This window comes from Rhodopseudomonas sp. G2_2311, assembly GCF_047501505.1.
Taxonomy (GTDB): Bacteria; Pseudomonadota; Alphaproteobacteria; order Rhizobiales; family Xanthobacteraceae; genus Rhodopseudomonas; species Rhodopseudomonas palustris_H.
Genome location: NZ_JAZDRK010000018.1, coordinates 56,513 through 74,562, shown reverse-complemented (window position 1 = coordinate 74,562; position 18,050 = coordinate 56,513). Strand labels below are relative to the sequence as shown.

The following is an 18,050-nucleotide window of genomic DNA, read 5'->3' as shown; positions in this document are numbered from 1 at the left end:
CGCGCCCGTCTGAATGCTGAACCCGGCCGAGCAATCGGCCGGGTTTTTGTTTGGCCTCAGCGCGCCGCCTGGATCGATCGCAGCACCGTCTCGCTCGGCCAACAATCGACCTGCAGTCCGGCGCGCTTCTGGTAGGCGCCGAGCGCCGCACGGGTCAGCATCCCGGCCTTGCCATCGATCTTGTCGCGATAGATCCCGAGCCGCTCCAATCCGCGCTGCATCGCCTCGACGTCGGTGGTGCGAAGCTGCTTGGTGGCCGACCATGGGGTGGCGAACGGGCGCGGATCAGTCATCCGGTCGGCGAGATGGCCGACGAACAGCACATACAGATCCGAGAAATTGTATTCCTTGATGACGAAGTAGTTCTTAGTGGTCAGGAACGCCGGACCGTAAATGCCTTCGGGCTGCAGCAATGACGCCGGCTGCTCGCGCTCGGCCGCGCTCAACCGATCCGACCGGGCGAGCGTGAAGCCTTCACGCAGCCATTGTCCGATCGGCTTGGTGACTTCCGGCACGCCTTCGGTGCAGTCGACACGCGCCGGCGGTTTCACCTCGTAGGCCCAGCGCAGTCCGCTCTGCCAGCCCTTGTTGACGAGCTGCTGTGCGGCCGACGCCAGCGCGTCCGGCACCGAGTGCCAGATATCGACGCGGCCGTCGCCGTCGAAGTCGACGCCGTGCTTGTAGTATTCGGACGGCAGGAACTGCGTCAGGCCGGTGGCGCCGGCCCAGGACGATCGCATCCCCTGCCGCGTCACCGCGCCCTCTCCGATGATCTTCATCGCCAGGATGAATTCGGTTCGATACTGGTCCTTGCGGCGGCCGACATAGGCCTGCGTCGCCATCACCCGCACCGCGTCGTAGGGCAACTTGTAGCGGCCGTAGTCGGTCTCGCGGCCCCAGATCGCCAGCACCACCGTGGCGGGCACGCCGAACTTGCGCTCGATTGCATCCAGCGTCGGCCGATAACGCTGCAGCAACGTGCGGCCATGCGCGGCCAGGCTCTCGATCCGCGCTTCCTTCAGATAGTCCGCCGGGACCTGGACAAATTCGGCCTGCCGCGGCGCGCCGGTCTTCGGCCGGCCGGGCAGGATCAGGTCGGGCAGCTTGTAGTCCGGCTCGAGCCCGGCAGTGACGGCGTCGAACGTCGCGCGCGACACACCAGCTTCGCGCGCCTCCGGCCACAGCTCGGCGAGGAAGCGATCGAAGCCGGCGTCTGCCGCCCGCGCCGGCCCAGCACCGAGCGTCAGCCATGCGGCTGCGACGACGGCACCTGCCAGCGCGGCCAGGCGGCGCATCAATGATGCCCCTTGGCCTTCTCTTCTTCGGTCGCCAGATTCGAGATCCGGTCGACCCAGGCGATGCCGATCGCCGACAGGATGAACACGGTGTGGATGATGGTCTGCCACATCACACCAGTCTCGGTGTAGCCGCTCACCTTGCCGACCGCGCCGAGGTTGCCGGCTTCGATGAAGGTGCGCAGCAGATGGATCGACGAGATGCCGATGATCGCCATCGCCAGCTTGATCTTCAGCACGCTGGCATTGACGTGGCTGAGCCACTCCGGCTCGTCGGGGTGCCCGCGCAGGTTGAGCGGCGACACGAACGTCTCGTAACCGCCGACGATCACCATCACCAGCAGGTTCGAGATCATCACCACATCGATCAGCCCCAGCACCGCCAGCATGATCTGCTGCTCGCTGAAGTCGAAGGAGTGCTGGAACAGATGCCACAGCTCCTTCAGGAACAGCACGACGTAGATGCCCTGCGCGACGATCAGGCCGACATACAGCGGCAATTGCAGCCAGCGCGAACCGAAGATCAGCATGGGGATCGGCCGCAGCCCCAATCCTTTCGGCGGAAGCGGCGTCTCGGGTGTCATCGACATGTAGGAAAGCTCCGAACAGCTGTATTGGGCGAACAGTCACTTGGGAACTCCCTCCGATTCTGTCGAGACGCAGAGGAGCGGCGATTAACCGCAGTTCGTGGCAGCGAACGGAACGGAGCGGCAGCATAACACCACGCGCCTGCGTGGAGGCGCCATGACGCTGCTTCTCGGCAGTTACTTCACCGCGACGATGAAGATCCGCGGAAATCGCAGTAGCACCTGGCCGTCGGCCTGGGCCGGATAGGCCGCGGCGATCCGCGCCGTATAGGCCGCCAAATAGGTCTTACGTTCCGGCAGCTCGAGCGGATCGATGAACGGCCGCAGCCCGGTGCCCTTGACCCACTCGACGATCGCTTCGGGGCCGTCGAGCGCGTGATTGTAGACCGTGTGCCAGATCTCCAGCCGGCTGCACAACGGCTTCAGCGCATCGTAGTACACGCTCGGCTTCGGCAGCGTGTCGCGCAGTTCGGCGGCCTTGGAAAGCTGATGACGCCACGGCTCCTGCAGCGCCACCTCACGCATCATGATGTGCGAGGGCTCGTCGAGATTGTCCGGCATCTGCACCGCAAGCACGCCGCCGCTGTCGAGCCCTGACAGCAGGCGCTTGAGCTGCTTGAGATGGTCCGGCACCCATTGGAACACCGCATTGGCGAACAGCACGTCGGTGCCAGCCGGCGGCGCCCAATGCGCGACATTGGCCTCGATGAACTTGTGCTGCGGCAGCCGCTCGCGGGCCTGGCGCAGCATGTCGGCAGAGGTATCGACACCGATCACCGACGCCTCGGGCCAGCGCTCGACCAGCAGCGCGGTGGAATTGCCCGGCCCGCAGCCGATGTCGGCAACCTTGCGCGGCGCCGTGGTCGGCACCTGCGCCAGCAGATCCCGCGCCGGACGGGTCCGCTCGTCTTCGAATTTCAGATATTGCTCGGCATTCCAGTCAGCCATCCAGCGTCCCTTGCGCCCCCGAGTCTGCGAGGGAAAAGCTATTGATCCTGCTGGATTTTGCAATATCCTCCAGCGATCGTATATTTGTGACATATACAGATGATCGACCTGAGCCGCGTCGTCGGCTTTGATTGGGACGACGGCAACTCGACCAAGAGCACGCACAAGCACGCCGTAAGCCGCGGCGAGGCCGAGCAAGTCTTCGCCAACACGCCGCTGCTGCTCTTCGCCGACTGGACGCACAGCACGTCAGAGCCAAGGTATCATGCTTACGGGCAGACCGATGCGGGACGGCTCATCCAGATCAGCTTCACGCTGCGCCAGGATGGCACTCTGTTGCGTGTGATATCTGCCCGACCAATGAGCGCAAAGGAGCGCGCGCGATATGGCCAAGAGACTTAAGCAAGTTCCGAAATTCGCCACCGAGGCAGAGGAACGCGAGTTCTGGGAAGCCCATGACACCGCGGACTATTTCGACTTGTCGAAGGCGGTGCCTGTGCGCTTCCCAAATCTTAAGCCGTCTACGGTTTCGATCTCGCTGCGGCTCCCCGTCGCCATGCTCGAGGAGATCAAGATCGCCGCGAACAAGCGCGACGTACCGTATCAGTCGCTGATCAAGATGTGGCTGAGTGAAAAGGTCGGATAGCCAGATTCTCGCTCGAAGAGCAGCTGTAACTTCTGGCGGGACATGCCAAGACCCAAGGCGGCCAAACCGAGAAGAGGCTCGACTCTGCTCCCGATGCGGTCCATCTGGCGACGGCGAGCCGCTTCGGAGCAACTCTCGTCACCTTCCACGACAGGCTGATCGCGGCCTGTCAATCGACCAACGCAAACGTCCTCAGACTGGCTTAGCTGACGCGCCTCAGCGCGTCAGCTTCTTGTACTTGGCGCGGTGCGGGATGATGGCATCCTGACCCAGCCGGCGCATCTTGTCCTTTTCGTAGTCCTGGAAGTTGCCTTCGAACCACTCGACGTGGCTGTCGTCTTCGAACGCCAGGATGTGCGTCGCGATACGATCGAGGAACCAGCGGTCGTGGCTGATGATCACGGCGCAGCCGGCGAAATCCTCCAGCGCCTCTTCGAGCGCACGCAGCGTGTCGACGTCGAGGTCGTTGGTCGGTTCGTCGAGCAGCAGCACGTTGGCGCCCGACTTCAGCATCTTGGCGAGGTGGACGCGGTTGCGCTCACCGCCCGACAGCGAGCCGACCTTCTTCTGCTGGTCGCCGCCCTTGAAATTGAACGCCGAGCAGTAGCCGCGCGAATTGACTTCCTTCTTGCCGAGCAGGATCAGCTCGTTGCCGTCCGAGATTTCCTCCCAGACGGTCTTCTTCGGATCGAGCGCGTCGCGCGACTGATCGACATAGCCGAGCCGCACCGTCTCGCCGACCGTGATGGTGCCGGAATCCGGCTTCTCCTGCCCGGTGATCATCCGGAACAGCGTGGTCTTGCCGGCGCCGTTCGGGCCGATCACGCCGACGATGCCGCCCGGCGGCAGCTTGAAGGTGAGATCGTCGATCAGCAGCCGATCGCCGAAGCCCTTGGTGAGGTGCTCGAAATCGACCACGTTGTTGCCGAGCCGCTCCGCCACAGGAATGATGATCTGCGCGGTCTGGGTCTGCTTCTCCGAAGCCTTGGCGAGCAGTTCCTCGTAGCGCTGATAGCGCGCCTTGGATTTGGCCTGGCGGGCTTTCGGCGACGACGCGATCCACTCCTGCTCGCGCTCGAGGGTCTTCTGATGGGCCGCATCCTCGCGGCCTTCCTGCAGCAGCCGCTTCTGCTTCTGCACCAGCCAGGACGAGTAGTTGCCCTCGTAGGGAATGCCGCGGCCGCGATCGAGCTCGAGGATCCAGCTCGTGACGTTGTCGAGGAAGTAGCGATCGTGGGTAACGATCAGGATGGCGCCCGGATAGTTGCGCAGATGGCTTTCCAGCCACGACACGCTCTCGGCGTCGAGATGGTTGGTCGGTTCGTCGAGCAGCAGCAGGTCGGGCTGATCGAGCAGCAGCTTGCAAAGCGCAACGCGGCGACGCTCACCGCCTGACAGCTTGGTGACGTCGGCGTCGTCCGGCGGGCAGCGCAGCGCGTCCATCGCCTGGTCGACCTTGCTGTCGAGATCCCACAGCCCTGCGGACTCGATCTGGTCCTGCAGCGCCGTCATCTCGTCGGCGGTCTCCTCGGAGTAGTTCATCGCCAGCTCGTTGTAGCGATCGAGGATCGCCTTCTGCTTGGCGACGCCGAGCATGACGTTTTCACGAACCGAGAGCGCCGGATCGAGCTTCGGCTCCTGTTCGAGGTAGCCGACGCGGGCGCCTTCGGCGACCCAGGCTTCACCGGTATATTCCTTGTCGATCCCCGCCATGATCTTCAGCAGGGTCGATTTACCGGCGCCGTTGACGCCGAGCACGCCGATCTTGGCGTCCGGGTAGAACGACAGATGAACGTTATCCAGCACCTTGCGGGTCGGATAGGCCTTGGTCAGACCCTGCATGAAATAGACGAACTGGCGAGCCATCGTGGTCCTTGAACGCGGTGCGTGCGGGGAAAATCGGTTGCCGCTGATGTAACGGTGCGGCCCGCAAAGGGCAACCCGAGGACGCGCGACGTTAAGAGGCGATTAAGCCTGTTCTCGTGCGTTTCCGAGGCACGAACGATTCGAAGACAATTTTAACGACCTCGTCCAACACTCGTTTCCTCACAGCAGCGACGGATGCGCCGCCGAGTCGGCGCGGCGCCGACCTTGGGGCGATCAGCATGGCGAGCCTCACCACGACCACCGAAGTGCATCACGATGAGCAGGCCGGCCCGGACACCAGCCTGCTGAGCGAGATCCGGCTGTTCTGGCGGCAGTTCTTCGTCCAGGCGTTCAATCCCTACCGGCCGGAGATGTACTACATGCGCGGCCCCGGCCCGGCTTGGCACGCCAAGCACGGCCACAAGCCGACGCGGCACTAAGTCTCGAACCATCATCGCAAAAGCAAAACGCCCGCCGGTGAACCACCGGCGGGCGTTTCGAATCTGAGATGGGCCGCGCTTAGCGGATCGTGACCGGGGCCGGCAGCGGGGCTACCGAGGTCGGCTGCGCACCCGGCAGCGGCGCCGGCGGCAACGCCGGGGATTGCGCACCCGGCGCCATGGCGGGCTGCGCCTGAGCGGTGGCGGTGTTCTTCGGCGGCGAGCCCGGCAGCACCACCACGCGGGTGCCGACCTTGGCGCGCTCGAACAGATCGCTGACGTCGTCGTTCAGCATGCCGATGCAGCCCGAGGACACGAACTTGCCGATCGTCGACGGCTGATTGGTGCCGTGGATGCGGTACACGGTCGAGCCGAGATACATCGCGCGGGCGCCCATCGGGTTGCCCGGACCGCCGGCCATGAAGCGCGGCAGATAGGGCTGGCGCTCGATCATCTCGGCCGGCGGATGCCAATCTGGCCACTCCGCCTTGCGGGTGATCTTCTGCACGCCGTTCCAAGTGAAGCCGTCGCGGCCCACGCGGACGCCGTAGCGGATCGCGCGCCCGTTGCCGAGCACGTAATAGAGATGGGTATTGGCGGTATCGACCACGATGGTGCCGGCCGGCTCCTTGGTGGCGAAGTCGACCTCCTGCCGGCGCAGATTCGGCGGCAGTTGCACGGTCTGATCGGCATCCGGCTGTTCTTCCGGCGGCAACGCCGAGACCTGCATCGGCCGGCCATCGGCGCCGGGCTGAGCCGACGGCGCTCCGCCGCCGACACCAGCCGGCGGACGCACGCCACCGTCACCGCGATCGGAATAGATCACCGAAGGCGGGCCCATTGGACGGCCGTAGCGGGGATCATCCGGGGACATCACCGGTCCCTGCGGCGCGGCGCCCGGTGCCGCATTCGAATAGCTCGTAGCGCCGGTCGGACGGCCGTAACGCGGGTCGTCGGGCGACATCACCGGCCCCTGCGGGGCAGCGCCTGGTGCCGCGTTGGAATAGGTCGGGGCGCCCATCGGGCGGCCGTAGCGCGGATCGTCCGGCGACAGCACCGGGCCTTGCGGGGCGGCATTGGAATAGACCGGCGCGGCCGAACCGCCGTAGCGCGGATCGCCCGGCGAGGTCACCGGACCGGGCGGCGGCAGCGTTGCGGACTGGCGCGCGGTCGGCGCGTCCTCGTCGTCGATACTGTCGAAATTCGGCAGGCCTGGACGGTCCTCGCCGGCTTGCCCGATATAAGCGCCGGGGGTCGAGGGATAGCTCTGCGCGAGCGCGGCGGAGGTTCCCGCGGCGACCACGGCAGCGGACGCCAGCAACGTCAGTAAGCGCTTGTTCATCATAACCCGTTTGTAAGTCGGAGCGGCAACCGGACCGTTAACGGAGGCCGAGATGCCGGAGGATCACGGCGCATTCAAGACGAGGCCGGCACAATCACGCGAATTTTGGCGATATTTGCCGCTCGCAACGGGTTCGCAGCGCGAGAGCGCCTATTGAGGCTGCCAGCGGGCCGACGTTCGAACAATCGCGGCGCACGCGCTGCGCGACTGTGATCGTCCGCCAGCAACCTTTGGCCGCATCGAGCTGCAATCGAGTCGCTGGGTCGTTTCGCGGCGCGTGATGCGACTCGTTTTGCGCTATTCTCAGATGGCTTGATTCGCGGCTGGTTTTGAGTGCGCCGCGAACCGATGTCGTAGTGGTCGCCGCGTTGGTGTGGGTCATAAGTGTCGTCGCGATCCGATGTGCGGCGACGGAATACATCCGAAATGCTTCCCGGTTTCCGGTTTCTGTTCGCAGCGATGACGCTTGCGGTCTCGTTGTTGGTGTTCGGTCTCGGTGCCGCCGCCCTGCTGCGGGCTGCGCACGAGCAATTCGTGACCGTCCACACGGTGCGTCCGCCGGCGATCACGCTACTGGCGCGCGCTCCCGAGGCTCCGACGCCGAGCCTGAGCATGCTCCGGGTCGATCCGCCAGCCCCCTCCGCTGAACCGCCGGCCGCGACCGCCAGCCCAAGCCCGAGCGCAACCGATCCGGTGGCGGCAGACGTCGCGGCTCTCGACAACGAAAACGCGAAACCAGCAGATAAAGCCACCGAGCCGGCGCAGACCGCCGCGCTGCAGCCCTCAACGGCCGACACCCCCGCCGCCGCGCCGGCATCACAGCCGCCGCAAGCTGAACCGACACCGGCCGCCCCTGAGCCGGCGCCGCAAGCCAGTTCGACCCAGCAGCAGCCGGCCGCCACGCCTGACGCTGTGGCTCCGGCCGCGCCGCCCGCCACCATCGCTGCAGCGACTTCGTCCGACGCAGCCAAGCCGGACGACAAGCCGCAGGCCGGCGCTGAGAAGCCCGCCGCTCCCGCAACGCCAGCGCAAACCGCCGCAACCGAGACGTCGGCGCCCGCGGCACCGGCTGCTCCGGCGGCGACCGAACCCGTTACTGAGACGCTGCCGGAAGTTGCGCCGCTGTCAGGGCCGATCCCGACGCCGCGCCGCGACCCGCGCGACAGGACCAAGACCGCCGCCAACACCACCGTCGCACCCAGCGCGGCCACGCCTGCGGCCCCGGCCGCAGACACCCCGACGCCCGACGTCACCGGATCAATCGGCGAAACCCTGCCGCCGCCGGACGCGACGCCGCTGCCGGTGGCGCGCCCGAAGCCGGTGGTCCGGCGCCCGCTGAAGAAGCGCCGCCAAGTGGCGCGGCGGCGTACGCCGCGCGCCGAGCAGCCGCAGTCGGGATCGGGTACCGGTCTGTAAGAGAAGCTGCGGTTACGCCGCTGGACCGGTCGCGACCGGCGGACCGTCCTGAAGGCCCCATTCCGACCACGAGCCGTCGTACAGCGCCGAGCCGCGCACGCCGAGCCGATACAGCGCCAGCGTCAGCACCGCCGCCGAAACACCGGAGCCGCAGCTCGTGACCACCGGCCGGCGGAGATCGAGCCCTGCCCGCTCGAACGCCTGCCGCAGATCGGCCAGCGGCTTCATCGTGCCGGTCGCAGCGTCGAACAGCTCATTGTAGGGCAAATTGCGGCTGCCCGGGATGTGACCGGCGCGTAGGCCGGGACGCGGCTCGGCAACGCTGCCCTCGAACCGCGGCGCAGCCCGGGCGTCGATCACCTGCTCGGCCCCGCTATCGAGATTGGCAACGAGCTGATCGCGACTGCGGATGAACGACGGATCGAGCTTGGCGCTGAACCGGCCGGGCGTAATCGTCGGCTTGCCCGCCTCGGTCGGCCGCCCCTCGGCCACCCATTTCTTCAGCCCGCCGTCGAGGATCCGGATGTCGGCATGGCCGAACGACAGGAACATCCACCACGCCCGCGGCGCCGCCACCCAGCCGCCTGCATCGTAAGCAACCACGGTGTCGCCGGACGAGATGCCGAGCGCTTCGACATCGCGCGCGAACTGGTCGGCGCTCGGATACATATGCGGCAGCGAACTGCTGTGATCCGACACCGCATCGACGTCGAAGAACACCGCGCCCGGAATGTGCGCGGCGAGATAGTCGTCCGCCGGAAGCGGCAGCACGCCCGGCATCTTGAAGCTCGCGTCGATGATCTTCACCTTGGGATCGCCGAGCCGCGCGGCGAGCCATTCGGTGGAGACCAGGGGATCAGTGTGAGCTGTCATGGGATGTCGTCGCCTTTGGTCGGAGTGTCATCGCCGGGCTCGACCCGGCGATCCATCATCTTACGAAGGAGATGGACACGCGGGTCAAGCCCGCGTGTGACGATCCGACAGCGGAGATCGACTCCCAATGCGCCGCGCTCACTTCTTCTTGGGCGCCCAGGCTTCGATCGGGCCGCCGGCATCGCGCCAGGCGCCGAAACCGCCCTCGATATGCGCCACCGGCTTCAGGCCCATGTCCTGCGCGGTCTTGGCGGCGAGCGCCGAGCGCAAGCCGCCGGCGCAATAGAACACGAACTTCTTGTCTTCCTGGAAGATCGGCTTGGCGTACGGGCTCTGCGGATCGATCCAGAATTCCAGCATGCCGCGGGTGCAGGAGAACGAGCCCGGGATCTTGCCGTCGCGCTCGATCTCCCGCGGATCGCGGATGTCGACGATCACCACGTCGCTGGCGCCGGACTTGTGCAGCGCGATCGCGTCCGCCGTCGTCAGCGTCTCGATCGACGAATTGGCCTCGTCGAGCATCGTCTTGATACCGCGGGTGATGGTCTGGGGCATGGTTGTTCCTTGTTTTCGTTTCTTATCGATTGAGTTCGTCGGTCATTCGGGGCGCGCGCAGCGCGAACCCGGAATCTGACTGTGTAGATCCGGGAGATTCCGGGTCGCGAGCTGTCGCTCGTGCCCCGGAATGGCGGCGCAATCTAGTCCTAGCGCACCAGCTCGCGCATCGCGCCTTCGAGGCCTTCGATCGTGATCGGATACATCCGCTCGGAGAACAGGCGGCGAATGATGGTGGTGGATTCCGAATAGTCCCAGTGCCGCTGCGCCACCGGGTTCAGCCACACCGCGTGCGGATAGGTGCGCAGCACCCGCTCCAGCCAGACGTGACCGGCCTCTTCGTTGACGTGCTCGACCGAGCCGCCCGGCACCATGATCTCGTAAGGCGACATCGAGGCGTCGCCGACGAACACCACTTTGTAGTCGTGCGGGAATTTGTGCAGCACATCCCAGGTCGGGGTGCGGTCGGTGAAGCGGCGCTTGTTCTGCTTCCACACGCCTTCGTACAGGCAGTTGTGGAAGTAAAAATATTCCATGTGCTTGAATTCGCTCTTCGCCGCCGAGAACAACTCCTCGACCTGAGCGACGTGGCTGTCCATCGAGCCGCCGATATCGAAGAACACCAGCACCTTCACCGCATTGCGGCGCTCGGGGCGCATGTGCACGTCGAGATAGCCGTGATTGGCGGTCTCGCGGATCGTGGTGTCGAGATCGAGTTCGTCCGGCGCGCCGGTGCGGGCGAATTTGCGCAGGCGGCGCAGCGCCACCTTGATGTTGCGGATGCCGAGTTCGACGTTGCCGTCGAGATCCTTGAACTCGCGCTTGTCCCACACCTTCACGGCGCGCTGATGCCGGCTCTTCTCCTGGCCGATTCGCACGCCTTCGGGATTGTAGCCCTGCGCGCCGAACGGCGAGGTGCCTGCGGTGCCGATCCACTTGTTGCCGCCCTGGTGGCGCTTCTTCTGCTCCTCGAGGCGCTTCTTCAGCGTTTCCATGAGCTTGTCCCAGCCCATCGCCTCGATCTGCTTCTTCTCCTCCTCGCTGAGATATTTCTCGGCGAGCTTCTTCAGCCATTCGGCCGGGATCTCCGCCTTGTCCATCGCGTCGAGCAGGTTTTCCAGGCCCTTGAAGGTGGCCCCGAACACCCGGTCGAACTTGTCGAGATTGCGCTCGTCCTTCACCAGCGCGGCGCGCGACAGGTAGTAAAAATTCTCCACGCTCTGATCGGCGAGGTCGGCGTCGAGCGCCTCCATCAGCGTCAGATATTCGCGAAGCGTGACCGGAACCTGGGCGTCGCGCAGCGACGTGAAGAATTGCAGGAACATGAACGACAGATTGCCCGACCCTGCAGCCCCGTCAAGACAGAATACCTCCGTTGCGACTGTTGAAAACTCGCCCCGATGCGCCCGATAGGCTCAAATCCGAGCAACGGAATTATGACTCAGTAAAGTATCCGGGGTGCAAGCACAGGCGCCTTACGAATGGCCCCGTGATGTCCCCTCGCCCTCCTTTGTTCCGAAGCTGGATCGGCCGCGTGCCCACCGCGACGCTGGTGGTCGCGATGTTCGTGATCGCGCTCGGCGCATGCGTGCTCGGGCTGGTGGTGTGGAAGGGCTACGACGCCCGCAAGACGGCGCTGGCGCAGAATGAAACCGAGATACGGAATTTAGCGCACTCGCTCGCCGAGCACGCCACGCACACCTTCCAGGGCGCCGACGTGGTGCTCGACGACATCGTCGCGTTCCTGAAGTGGCGACCGGATCCGGGCGACGCCTTCAATGAGCGGCTCCGCGCCCTCGTCGACAACCTGCCGCAACTCACCGACGTCGCGATCACCGATGCCGCCGGCAACGTCAAATACGCCTCCGTCACGCCGGTGCCGCAGCTCAACAATGCCGATCGCAGCTACTTCCGCTACCACCTCGATCATGACGACAATCAACTGCTGATCACAGGCCCGATCCAGTCGCGCACCTCGGGGCACTCAATCTTCGCCGTCAGCCGCCGGCTGGAGACCGAGCACGGCCGCTTTGCCGGTGTGGTGGTGGCGACGATCGCGGGCGATTACTTCCGCGATTTCTACAAGACCATCGATCTCGGCATCGGCGGCAGCATCAGTCTGCTGCACAGCGACGGGCGACTGCTGATCCAGTGGCCGTCACTGCAGAGCGGCCGCGACATGTCGAATTCTGTGCTGTTCCAGAAGGCACTTCCCCACAGTCCCGACGGCTTCTATCTCACCGTCTCGCCGTTCGACGGCCTGTCCAAATTTCTCGCCTATCGGCAGATCAACCGCTATCCGCTGGTGGTGACGGTGGCGCGCACCGAAGAGGCGGTGCTGGCGGGCTGGCGCGAGGCGGTGCGCTCCGACGCGGCGGTCGGAACTGCGATGCTGGCTTGCGTGGTGCTACTCGCCGCAGGCCTTGCGGCGCAGCTGCGCACCCGCCAGGAAGTGCAGAACCTGCTGCGCGAGCGCGACGCGCATTATCGGCTGATCGACGCCAACATGGGCGACGTCATCGTGCTGACCGACCAGGTCGGCATCCTGCGGTTCGTCTCGATGTCGGTCGAAACCGTCCTCGGCCTGAAGCCCGATCAGCTGGTCGGCCGGTTCTGGACCGTGCTGGTGCACCCTGACGATGTGTCGGCAGTCGAGACGGTCGGTGCCCGGCTGCCGGATTCGCCGGCCGGATTGTGCGTCGAGTTCCGGATGCGCTGTCCGGAGGGCCGGCTGGTTTGGATCGAAGCCAACTTCGCCTACACCCGCAACGAGGACGGCCCCAGCGATTGCGTCGTCAGCACTTTGCGCGACATCACGCGACGCAAGGCGATCGAGAAAGAAGTCGAAGCCCTCAATATCCGTCTGGCGGAATTGGCGCGGACCGACGGCCTCACCGGCCTCCCCAATCGCCGATCGCTCGACGGCTTCGTCGGCCGCGTCATCACATCGGCGCCGACGCTGTCGGTGCTGATGATCGACGTCGACGACTTCAAGGGCTTCAACGATCATTTCGGCCACCAGAGCGGCGACGACGCGCTGCGGCAGCTCGGCCATCTGTTCGCCGGCCTGGTGGCGGGCGTGCATGGCTTCGCGGCACGCTATGGCGGCGAGGAATTCACCATCGTGCTGCCGGGTGCCGATGCGGCTGCGGCGATGGACTTCGCCGAGAGTCTGCAGGCCGCGGTGCGCGCGCTCGCGATCCGCAACCCGGCATCGGCCCGCGGCTACCTCACGGTCAGCGTGGGCATCGCCTGTGGCACCGCCCCATGCGACTCCACCGTGCTGCTGCGCGACGCCGACATCGCGCTGTATGAAGCCAAGCGACGCGGCCGCGACTGCTGCGTCACCGCGGCCGCCGCCTTCGTCGCGGACGCCGCCCCGCTCCAGCCGGATCACGACTCGGCAAGCGCCGACGTGACCACGTAGCGCGCAGGTCGCCCAAGCCATCACTACAATCAGCGCGCGCAGCCCGCCGCTTGCCGCAGCCTGCAAAATCGGTAGCCTGTCCCGCAGGATGCGCGCTAAAGTCGCGCCTGTTGCCGGGGCATCGCCGCGGCAGCGAGACGAACAAGGACGAGGAGCGCAATGGGGATCGATTCCATCCTGGTCTGGCTTCTGGTCGGCGCGGTCGCCGGCTGGCTCGCTGGACTGATCGTTCGCGGCGGCGGATTCGGACTGGTCGGCAATGTCGTGATCGGCATCGTCGGCGCCGTCGTGGCGGGCTGGCTGCTGCCGTTCCTCGGCGTCAATCTCGGCGTCGGAATTTTCCGCGCGATCATCAATTCCGCAATCGGCGCCGTGATCGTGCTGGTGCTGCTGGCGATGATCCGTAGAGCCTGATACCGACACCGCCTGTCGGCGGTCGCTGCCTGCGGCCGCTCCCTCTCCTCCAACCACCACCAATCAACAAACAACAACAACGGCGCGCGCGCCGGATCAGACGAGGCTGAAACGCATGAAGTTCACCGGCACCAAGGATTATGTGGCGACCGACGACCTCAAGGTCGCCGTCAATGCGGCGATCGTGCTCGAACGGCCGCTCCTGGTGAAGGGCGAGCCCGGCACCGGCAAGACGGTGCTGGCGGAGGAAGTATCCAAGGCGCTGAACGCGCCGCTGCTGACCTGGCACATCAAGTCGACCACCAAGGCGCAGCAGGGCCTGTATGAATACGACGCGGTGTCGCGGCTGCGCGACAGCCAGCTCGGCGACCCGCGCGTGTCGGATATCAAGAACTACATCAAGCGCGGCAAGCTGTGGGAAGCGTTCACCGCCGAGCACCGCCCGGTGCTGCTGATCGACGAGATCGACAAGGCCGACATCGAATTCCCGAACGACCTGCTGCTCGAACTCGACCGGATGGAATTCCACGTCTACGAGACCGGCGAAACCATCAAGGCCGCCAAGCGGCCGATCGTGGTGATCACCTCGAACAACGAAAAAGAACTGCCGGACGCGTTCCTGCGCCGCTGCTTCTTCCACTACATCAAGTTCCCGGACGCCGACACCATGCAGGCGATCGTCGACGTCCACTTCCCCGGCATCAAGCAGCGCCTGGTCGAAGAAGCGCTGAAGATCTTCTTCGAAGTCCGCGACGTGCCCGGCCTGAAGAAGAAGCCGTCGACCTCCGAACTGCTCGACTGGCTGAAGCTGCTGCTCAACGAAGAGATGAGCCCGGAGCAGCTCCGCGAGCGCGACCCGCGCAAGCTGATCCCGCCGCTGCACGGCGCGCTGCTGAAGAACGAGCAGGACGTGCATCTGTTCGAACGGCTGGCGTTTTTGAGCCGGCGAGAGGTTTAAGGCCCCCTCCTCCGTCATTCCGGGGCGCGCGTAGCGCGAGCCCGGAATCCCGAGATGGTCTGCGCACCGCGTTCACCTCAGCAGGTAGCCCGCATGAGCATCGCGACATGCGGGTCTCGCGGTCCCGCGTATCGCCATGCTCACGCGGGCTACGACGCGCTGAGCCGGCGCGTTGTCTGAGGCGGCAGGCTCAAGATCGATCCATCAGAATTTGCGCCATGGCCGGGCTTGTCCCGGCCATTTTCGTTGTCGGCTCAGTCCTTTACCGCCTTGTCAGCGCAGCCGAGCAGCGCTCCTCGACCGGCTGTATGTATACATCAGCCACCAATATGCGGGCCAATCTTGGAGCTTATCCTTGTCATCCTACCGTTTCTGTATACAATCTGAACCCAATCAATAATGCACAGGGAGGCCACGATGCCCGCCTTTCCGCTCAACGCCTGGTATGCGGCGGCCTGGGACGCCGACATCAAGCACGCGCTGTTTCCGCGCACGATCTGCGGCAAGCATGTCGTGATGTATCGAAAGGCGGACGGCAGCGTCGCCGCGCTGGAGGACGCCTGTTGGCACCGTCTGGTGCCGCTATCGAAGGGCCGGCTCGAGGGCGACACCGTGGTCTGCGGCTATCACGGGCTGAAGTTCAATCCGCAGGGCCGCTGCACCTACATGCCGTCGCAGGAGACGATCAATCCGTCGGCCTGCGTGCGTTCCTATCCGGTGGTCGAGCGGCATCGCTTCGTCTGGCTGTGGATGGGCGATCCGGTGCTGGCCGATCCGGCACTCGTCCCCGACATGCACTGGAATAACGATCCAGCCTGGGCCGGCGACGGCAAGACGATCTACGCCAAATGCGACTGGCGCCTCGTCGTCGACAATCTGATGGACCTCACCCACGAGACCTATGTGCACGGCTCGTCGATCGGCAATGAGGCTGTCGCCGAGGCGCCGTTCGATGTCACCCATGGCGACCGCACGGTGACCGTGACGCGCTGGATGCACGGCATCGAACCGCCGCCGTTCTGGGCCGCGCAGCTCGGCAAGCCGGGCCTGGTCGATCGCTGGCAGATCATCCGGTTCGAAGCGCCGGGCACGGTGACGATCGACGTCGGCGTAGCGCCGGCCGGCACCGGCGCGCCGGAGGGCGATCGCTCGCAGGGCGTCAACGGCTTCGTGCTCAACACCATGACGCCGGAGACCGACACCACCTGCCACTACTTCTGGGCGTTCGTGCGCAACTACCGGCTCAGCGAACAGCGGCTCACCACCGAGATCCGCGAAGGCGTCTCCGGCATCTTCCGCGAGGACGAGATCATCCTCGAAGCGCAGCAGCGCGCGATGCTCGAGAACCCCGATCGGGTGTTCTACAACCTCAATATCGACGCTGGCGCGATGTGGTCGCGTAAGCTGATCGACCGCATGGTCGCGCAGGAGAACGCGCCGAAACTACAGGCGGCGGAGTAAGCGATGAACGACAAGGCCGCCGACCGCTCGATGTCGCAGACCGTGCGCGCGCAGCTGGCGCTGCGCGACATGGTGCTGTCCGGCCAGCTCCGCGCCGGCGAACGGATCTCCGAGCTGCAGGCGGTCGATATCACCGGAGTGTCTCGCACGCCGGTGCGGATGGCGCTGGTGCGGCTGGAGGACGAAGGCCTGCTGCAGGCGATTCCGTCCGGCGGCTTCATGGTGAAAGCGTTCTCCGAACGCGACATCCTCGACTCGATCGAACTGCGCGGCACCATGGAAGGCCTCGCCGCGCGACTTGCCGCCGAGCGCGGCGCCAGCGTCCGGCAGCTTGAGCCGCTGAAGCAATGCCTCGGCGATATCGACGAACTGGTGCGGCAGGACCCGATCTCAGTCGACGCGTTCTCGGCCTATGTGGCGCTGAACGCGCGGTTTCACGCGCTGCTCAACGAGCTGTGCGGCTCGGCGCCGGTGATGCGGCAGATCGATCGCGTCGCCGCCCTGCCCTTCGCCTCGCCGAGTGCTTTCGTGATGGCGCAATCGGGGCTGCCGGAGGCGCACCAGATCCTGCTGATTGCGCAGGATCACCACCGCGCCGTGGTCGACGCGATCGAAAACCGCGAAGGCGCACGCGCCGAAGCGGTGATGCGTGAGCACGCCCGGCTCGCGGCGCGCAATTTGCGGCTGGCGCTGAGGAGCCGCCCCCATCTCGACCTGCTGCCGGCGCTGACGCTGGTGACCCAGGCCGCCGACAGATAGTCAGCTTCCCCCTTATCGACAGGAGCCCGCGATGCGCTTCGCCGAACAGTGGACCAGCAGCACCGTTGTTTCGACCCGCGACCTGACGCCGTCGATCCGTGAGATCGTGCTCCAGCCCGACGTCGCAATCACCACCTGCGCGCCCGGCAGCCATATCAACGTCGCGCTGCTGATCGGCGGCCAGCCCGACAAGCGCAGCTACTCATTGGTCGGCGCGCCGGAGCAAGGACGGCTGCGGATCGCGGTGCGGCTCGCCGGTGACAGCCGCGGCGGATCGCAAGCGATGTGGGCGCTGAAGCCGGGTCAGCGGATCGACATCACCCATCCGACCTCGCTGTTCGAAATCGATTGGAGCCGCAAGCACTACGCGCTGATCGCCGGCGGCATCGGCGTGACGCCGATGCTGGGGATCGCAGCGGCGCTCGCCCGCCGTGGCACTGCGCTGACGATGCACTACGCGGTGAAATCGCGCAGCGACGCCGCGCTCCACGACGAACTCAGAAGCCTGCTGGGTGACCGGCTGCAGCTCCATGCCGGCGACGAAGGCGCCCGGCTCGACCTCGACGCTACCTTCCGCGCGCTGCCCGAAGGCGCGGTGGCGGTGCTGTGCGGCCCGCTGCGGATGCTGGAGGCGGCCCGCCACGCCTGGCATCAGGCCGGCCGCCCGGCGAGCGATCTGTGCTTCGAGACCTTCGGCTCCAGCGGCCGGCTGCCGACCAGCGAATTCCGCGTCCGCATCGCCGCCACCGGCAGCGAGATCGTGGTGCCGCGCGATCGCTCGATGCTGGACGCGCTGAACGCCGCCGGCTTCGAGGTCATCTCCGATTGCGAACGTGGCGAATGCGGCGTCTGCGCCGTCGATGTCACTGCCGTCGACGGCGAGATCGATCACCGCGACGTGTTCTTCAGCGAGCATCAGAAGCACGACAGCGGCAAAATGTGCGCCTGCGTCTCCCGCGCCCGCGGCACAGTGACGATCGACACCTTGTACCGGCCGGATCAGTTGCCGGGGGCTGCGTAGCAGCGCATCTCTCGCGTCATTGCGAGGAGGCGAAGCCGACGA

Annotated in this window: 18 protein-coding genes; 10 read left to right on the top strand and 8 right to left on the bottom strand. The window is 65.7% G+C overall.

Annotated features, from left to right (window positions below):
- Positions 1-56: 56 nt before the first annotated feature.
- The 3 genes from VRZ08_RS19960 to tam all read right to left on the bottom strand — a co-directional run bounded on the left by VRZ08_RS19960 (position 57) and on the right by tam (position 2,830).
- A complete protein-coding gene (locus VRZ08_RS19960) occupies positions 57-1,295 on the bottom strand; it encodes a lytic murein transglycosylase (RefSeq protein WP_414533647.1) in 1,239 nt (412 codons plus the stop codon).
- On the bottom strand, positions 1,295-1,885 hold the full coding sequence (locus VRZ08_RS19955; protein ID WP_414533646.1) for a TIGR00645 family protein: 591 nt from the start codon (positions 1,883-1,885) through the stop codon (positions 1,295-1,297). Before VRZ08_RS19955 ends, VRZ08_RS19960 begins: the two co-directional genes overlap by 1 nt.
- A gap of 174 nt (positions 1,886-2,059) precedes the next feature.
- A complete protein-coding gene (gene tam / locus VRZ08_RS19950) occupies positions 2,060-2,830 on the bottom strand; it encodes a trans-aconitate 2-methyltransferase (protein WP_264074170.1) in 771 nt (256 codons plus the stop codon).
- 99 nt (positions 2,831-2,929) lie between these two features.
- Between tam and VRZ08_RS19945 the strand changes: the two genes are divergently transcribed.
- Both VRZ08_RS19945 and VRZ08_RS19940 read left to right on the top strand, forming a co-directional pair.
- Complete coding sequence (locus VRZ08_RS19945) at positions 2,930-3,232, top strand: BrnT family toxin (RefSeq protein WP_263989170.1); 303 nt, start codon at positions 2,930-2,932, stop codon at positions 3,230-3,232.
- Positions 3,216-3,476: a BrnA antitoxin family protein gene (locus tag VRZ08_RS19940; RefSeq protein ID WP_414533645.1), complete on the top strand. Its 261-nt coding sequence runs from the start codon at positions 3,216-3,218 to the stop codon at positions 3,474-3,476. The genes VRZ08_RS19945 and VRZ08_RS19940 overlap by 17 nt, the downstream gene beginning before the upstream one ends.
- Before the next feature lie 216 nt (positions 3,477-3,692).
- Here VRZ08_RS19940 and ettA read toward each other — a convergent pair whose 3' ends face one another.
- Positions 3,693-5,342, bottom strand: coding sequence for an energy-dependent translational throttle protein EttA (gene ettA / locus VRZ08_RS19935; RefSeq protein ID WP_414533644.1), 1,650 nt, complete (start codon positions 5,340-5,342; stop codon positions 3,693-3,695).
- A gap of 239 nt (positions 5,343-5,581) precedes the next feature.
- Between ettA and VRZ08_RS19930 the strand changes: the two genes are divergently transcribed.
- A complete protein-coding gene (locus tag VRZ08_RS19930; RefSeq protein ID WP_011159149.1) occupies positions 5,582-5,782 on the top strand; it encodes a hypothetical protein in 201 nt (66 codons plus the stop codon).
- 79 nt (positions 5,783-5,861) lie between these two features.
- On the opposite strand, the gene VRZ08_RS19925 is transcribed toward VRZ08_RS19930, so the two are convergent.
- On the bottom strand, positions 5,862-7,127 hold the full coding sequence (locus VRZ08_RS19925; protein WP_414533643.1) for a L,D-transpeptidase family protein: 1,266 nt from the start codon (positions 7,125-7,127) through the stop codon (positions 5,862-5,864).
- A gap of 423 nt (positions 7,128-7,550) precedes the next feature.
- Here VRZ08_RS19925 and VRZ08_RS19920 point away from each other — a divergent pair, with 423 nt between their 5' ends.
- On the top strand, positions 7,551-8,540 hold the full coding sequence (locus VRZ08_RS19920) for a hypothetical protein (RefSeq protein ID WP_414533642.1): 990 nt from the start codon (positions 7,551-7,553) through the stop codon (positions 8,538-8,540).
- A 12-nt stretch (positions 8,541-8,552) separates the two neighbouring features.
- On the opposite strand, the gene sseA is transcribed toward VRZ08_RS19920, so the two are convergent.
- The 3 genes from sseA to VRZ08_RS19905 form a co-directional block, all read right to left on the bottom strand.
- Positions 8,553-9,413, bottom strand: coding sequence for a 3-mercaptopyruvate sulfurtransferase (gene sseA, locus VRZ08_RS19915; protein ID WP_414533641.1), 861 nt, complete (start codon positions 9,411-9,413; stop codon positions 8,553-8,555).
- A gap of 138 nt (positions 9,414-9,551) precedes the next feature.
- Positions 9,552-9,968 carry a rhodanese-like domain-containing protein gene (locus VRZ08_RS19910; protein ID WP_107345374.1) on the bottom strand — a complete coding sequence of 139 codons (417 nt, stop codon included), beginning with the start codon at positions 9,966-9,968 and terminating at the stop codon, positions 9,552-9,554.
- Positions 9,969-10,117: 149 nt separating this feature from the next.
- Positions 10,118-11,293 carry a vWA domain-containing protein gene (locus VRZ08_RS19905; protein WP_264052957.1) on the bottom strand — a complete coding sequence of 392 codons (1,176 nt, stop codon included), beginning with the start codon at positions 11,291-11,293 and terminating at the stop codon, positions 10,118-10,120.
- 209 nt (positions 11,294-11,502) lie between these two features.
- Between VRZ08_RS19905 and VRZ08_RS19900 the strand changes: the two genes are divergently transcribed.
- From VRZ08_RS19900 to VRZ08_RS19875, 6 genes are all read left to right on the top strand, one after another.
- The gene (locus VRZ08_RS19900; RefSeq protein WP_414533640.1) at positions 11,503-13,395 is read left to right on the top strand and encodes a diguanylate cyclase; all 1,893 of its coding nucleotides are present in this window, start codon (positions 11,503-11,505) and stop codon (positions 13,393-13,395) included.
- 159 nt (positions 13,396-13,554) lie between these two features.
- On the top strand, positions 13,555-13,809 hold the full coding sequence (locus VRZ08_RS19895) for a GlsB/YeaQ/YmgE family stress response membrane protein (RefSeq protein WP_013501497.1): 255 nt from the start codon (positions 13,555-13,557) through the stop codon (positions 13,807-13,809).
- Between the two features lie 115 nt (positions 13,810-13,924).
- Positions 13,925-14,767 (top strand): AAA family ATPase, encoded by an 843-nt coding sequence (locus VRZ08_RS19890; protein ID WP_107345376.1) that lies wholly within the window; start codon positions 13,925-13,927, stop codon positions 14,765-14,767.
- A 417-nt stretch (positions 14,768-15,184) separates the two neighbouring features.
- Entirely contained in the window at positions 15,185-16,228 is a 1,044-nt protein-coding gene (locus tag VRZ08_RS19885) for a Rieske 2Fe-2S domain-containing protein (RefSeq protein WP_414533639.1), read from the top strand.
- A 3-nt stretch (positions 16,229-16,231) separates the two neighbouring features.
- Positions 16,232-16,987 (top strand): GntR family transcriptional regulator, encoded by a 756-nt coding sequence (locus VRZ08_RS19880; protein WP_414533638.1) that lies wholly within the window; start codon positions 16,232-16,234, stop codon positions 16,985-16,987.
- Between the two features lie 31 nt (positions 16,988-17,018).
- Entirely contained in the window at positions 17,019-18,008 is a 990-nt protein-coding gene (locus VRZ08_RS19875; RefSeq protein WP_414533637.1) for a PDR/VanB family oxidoreductase, read from the top strand.
- The last annotated feature ends 42 nt before the right edge of the window (positions 18,009-18,050 follow it).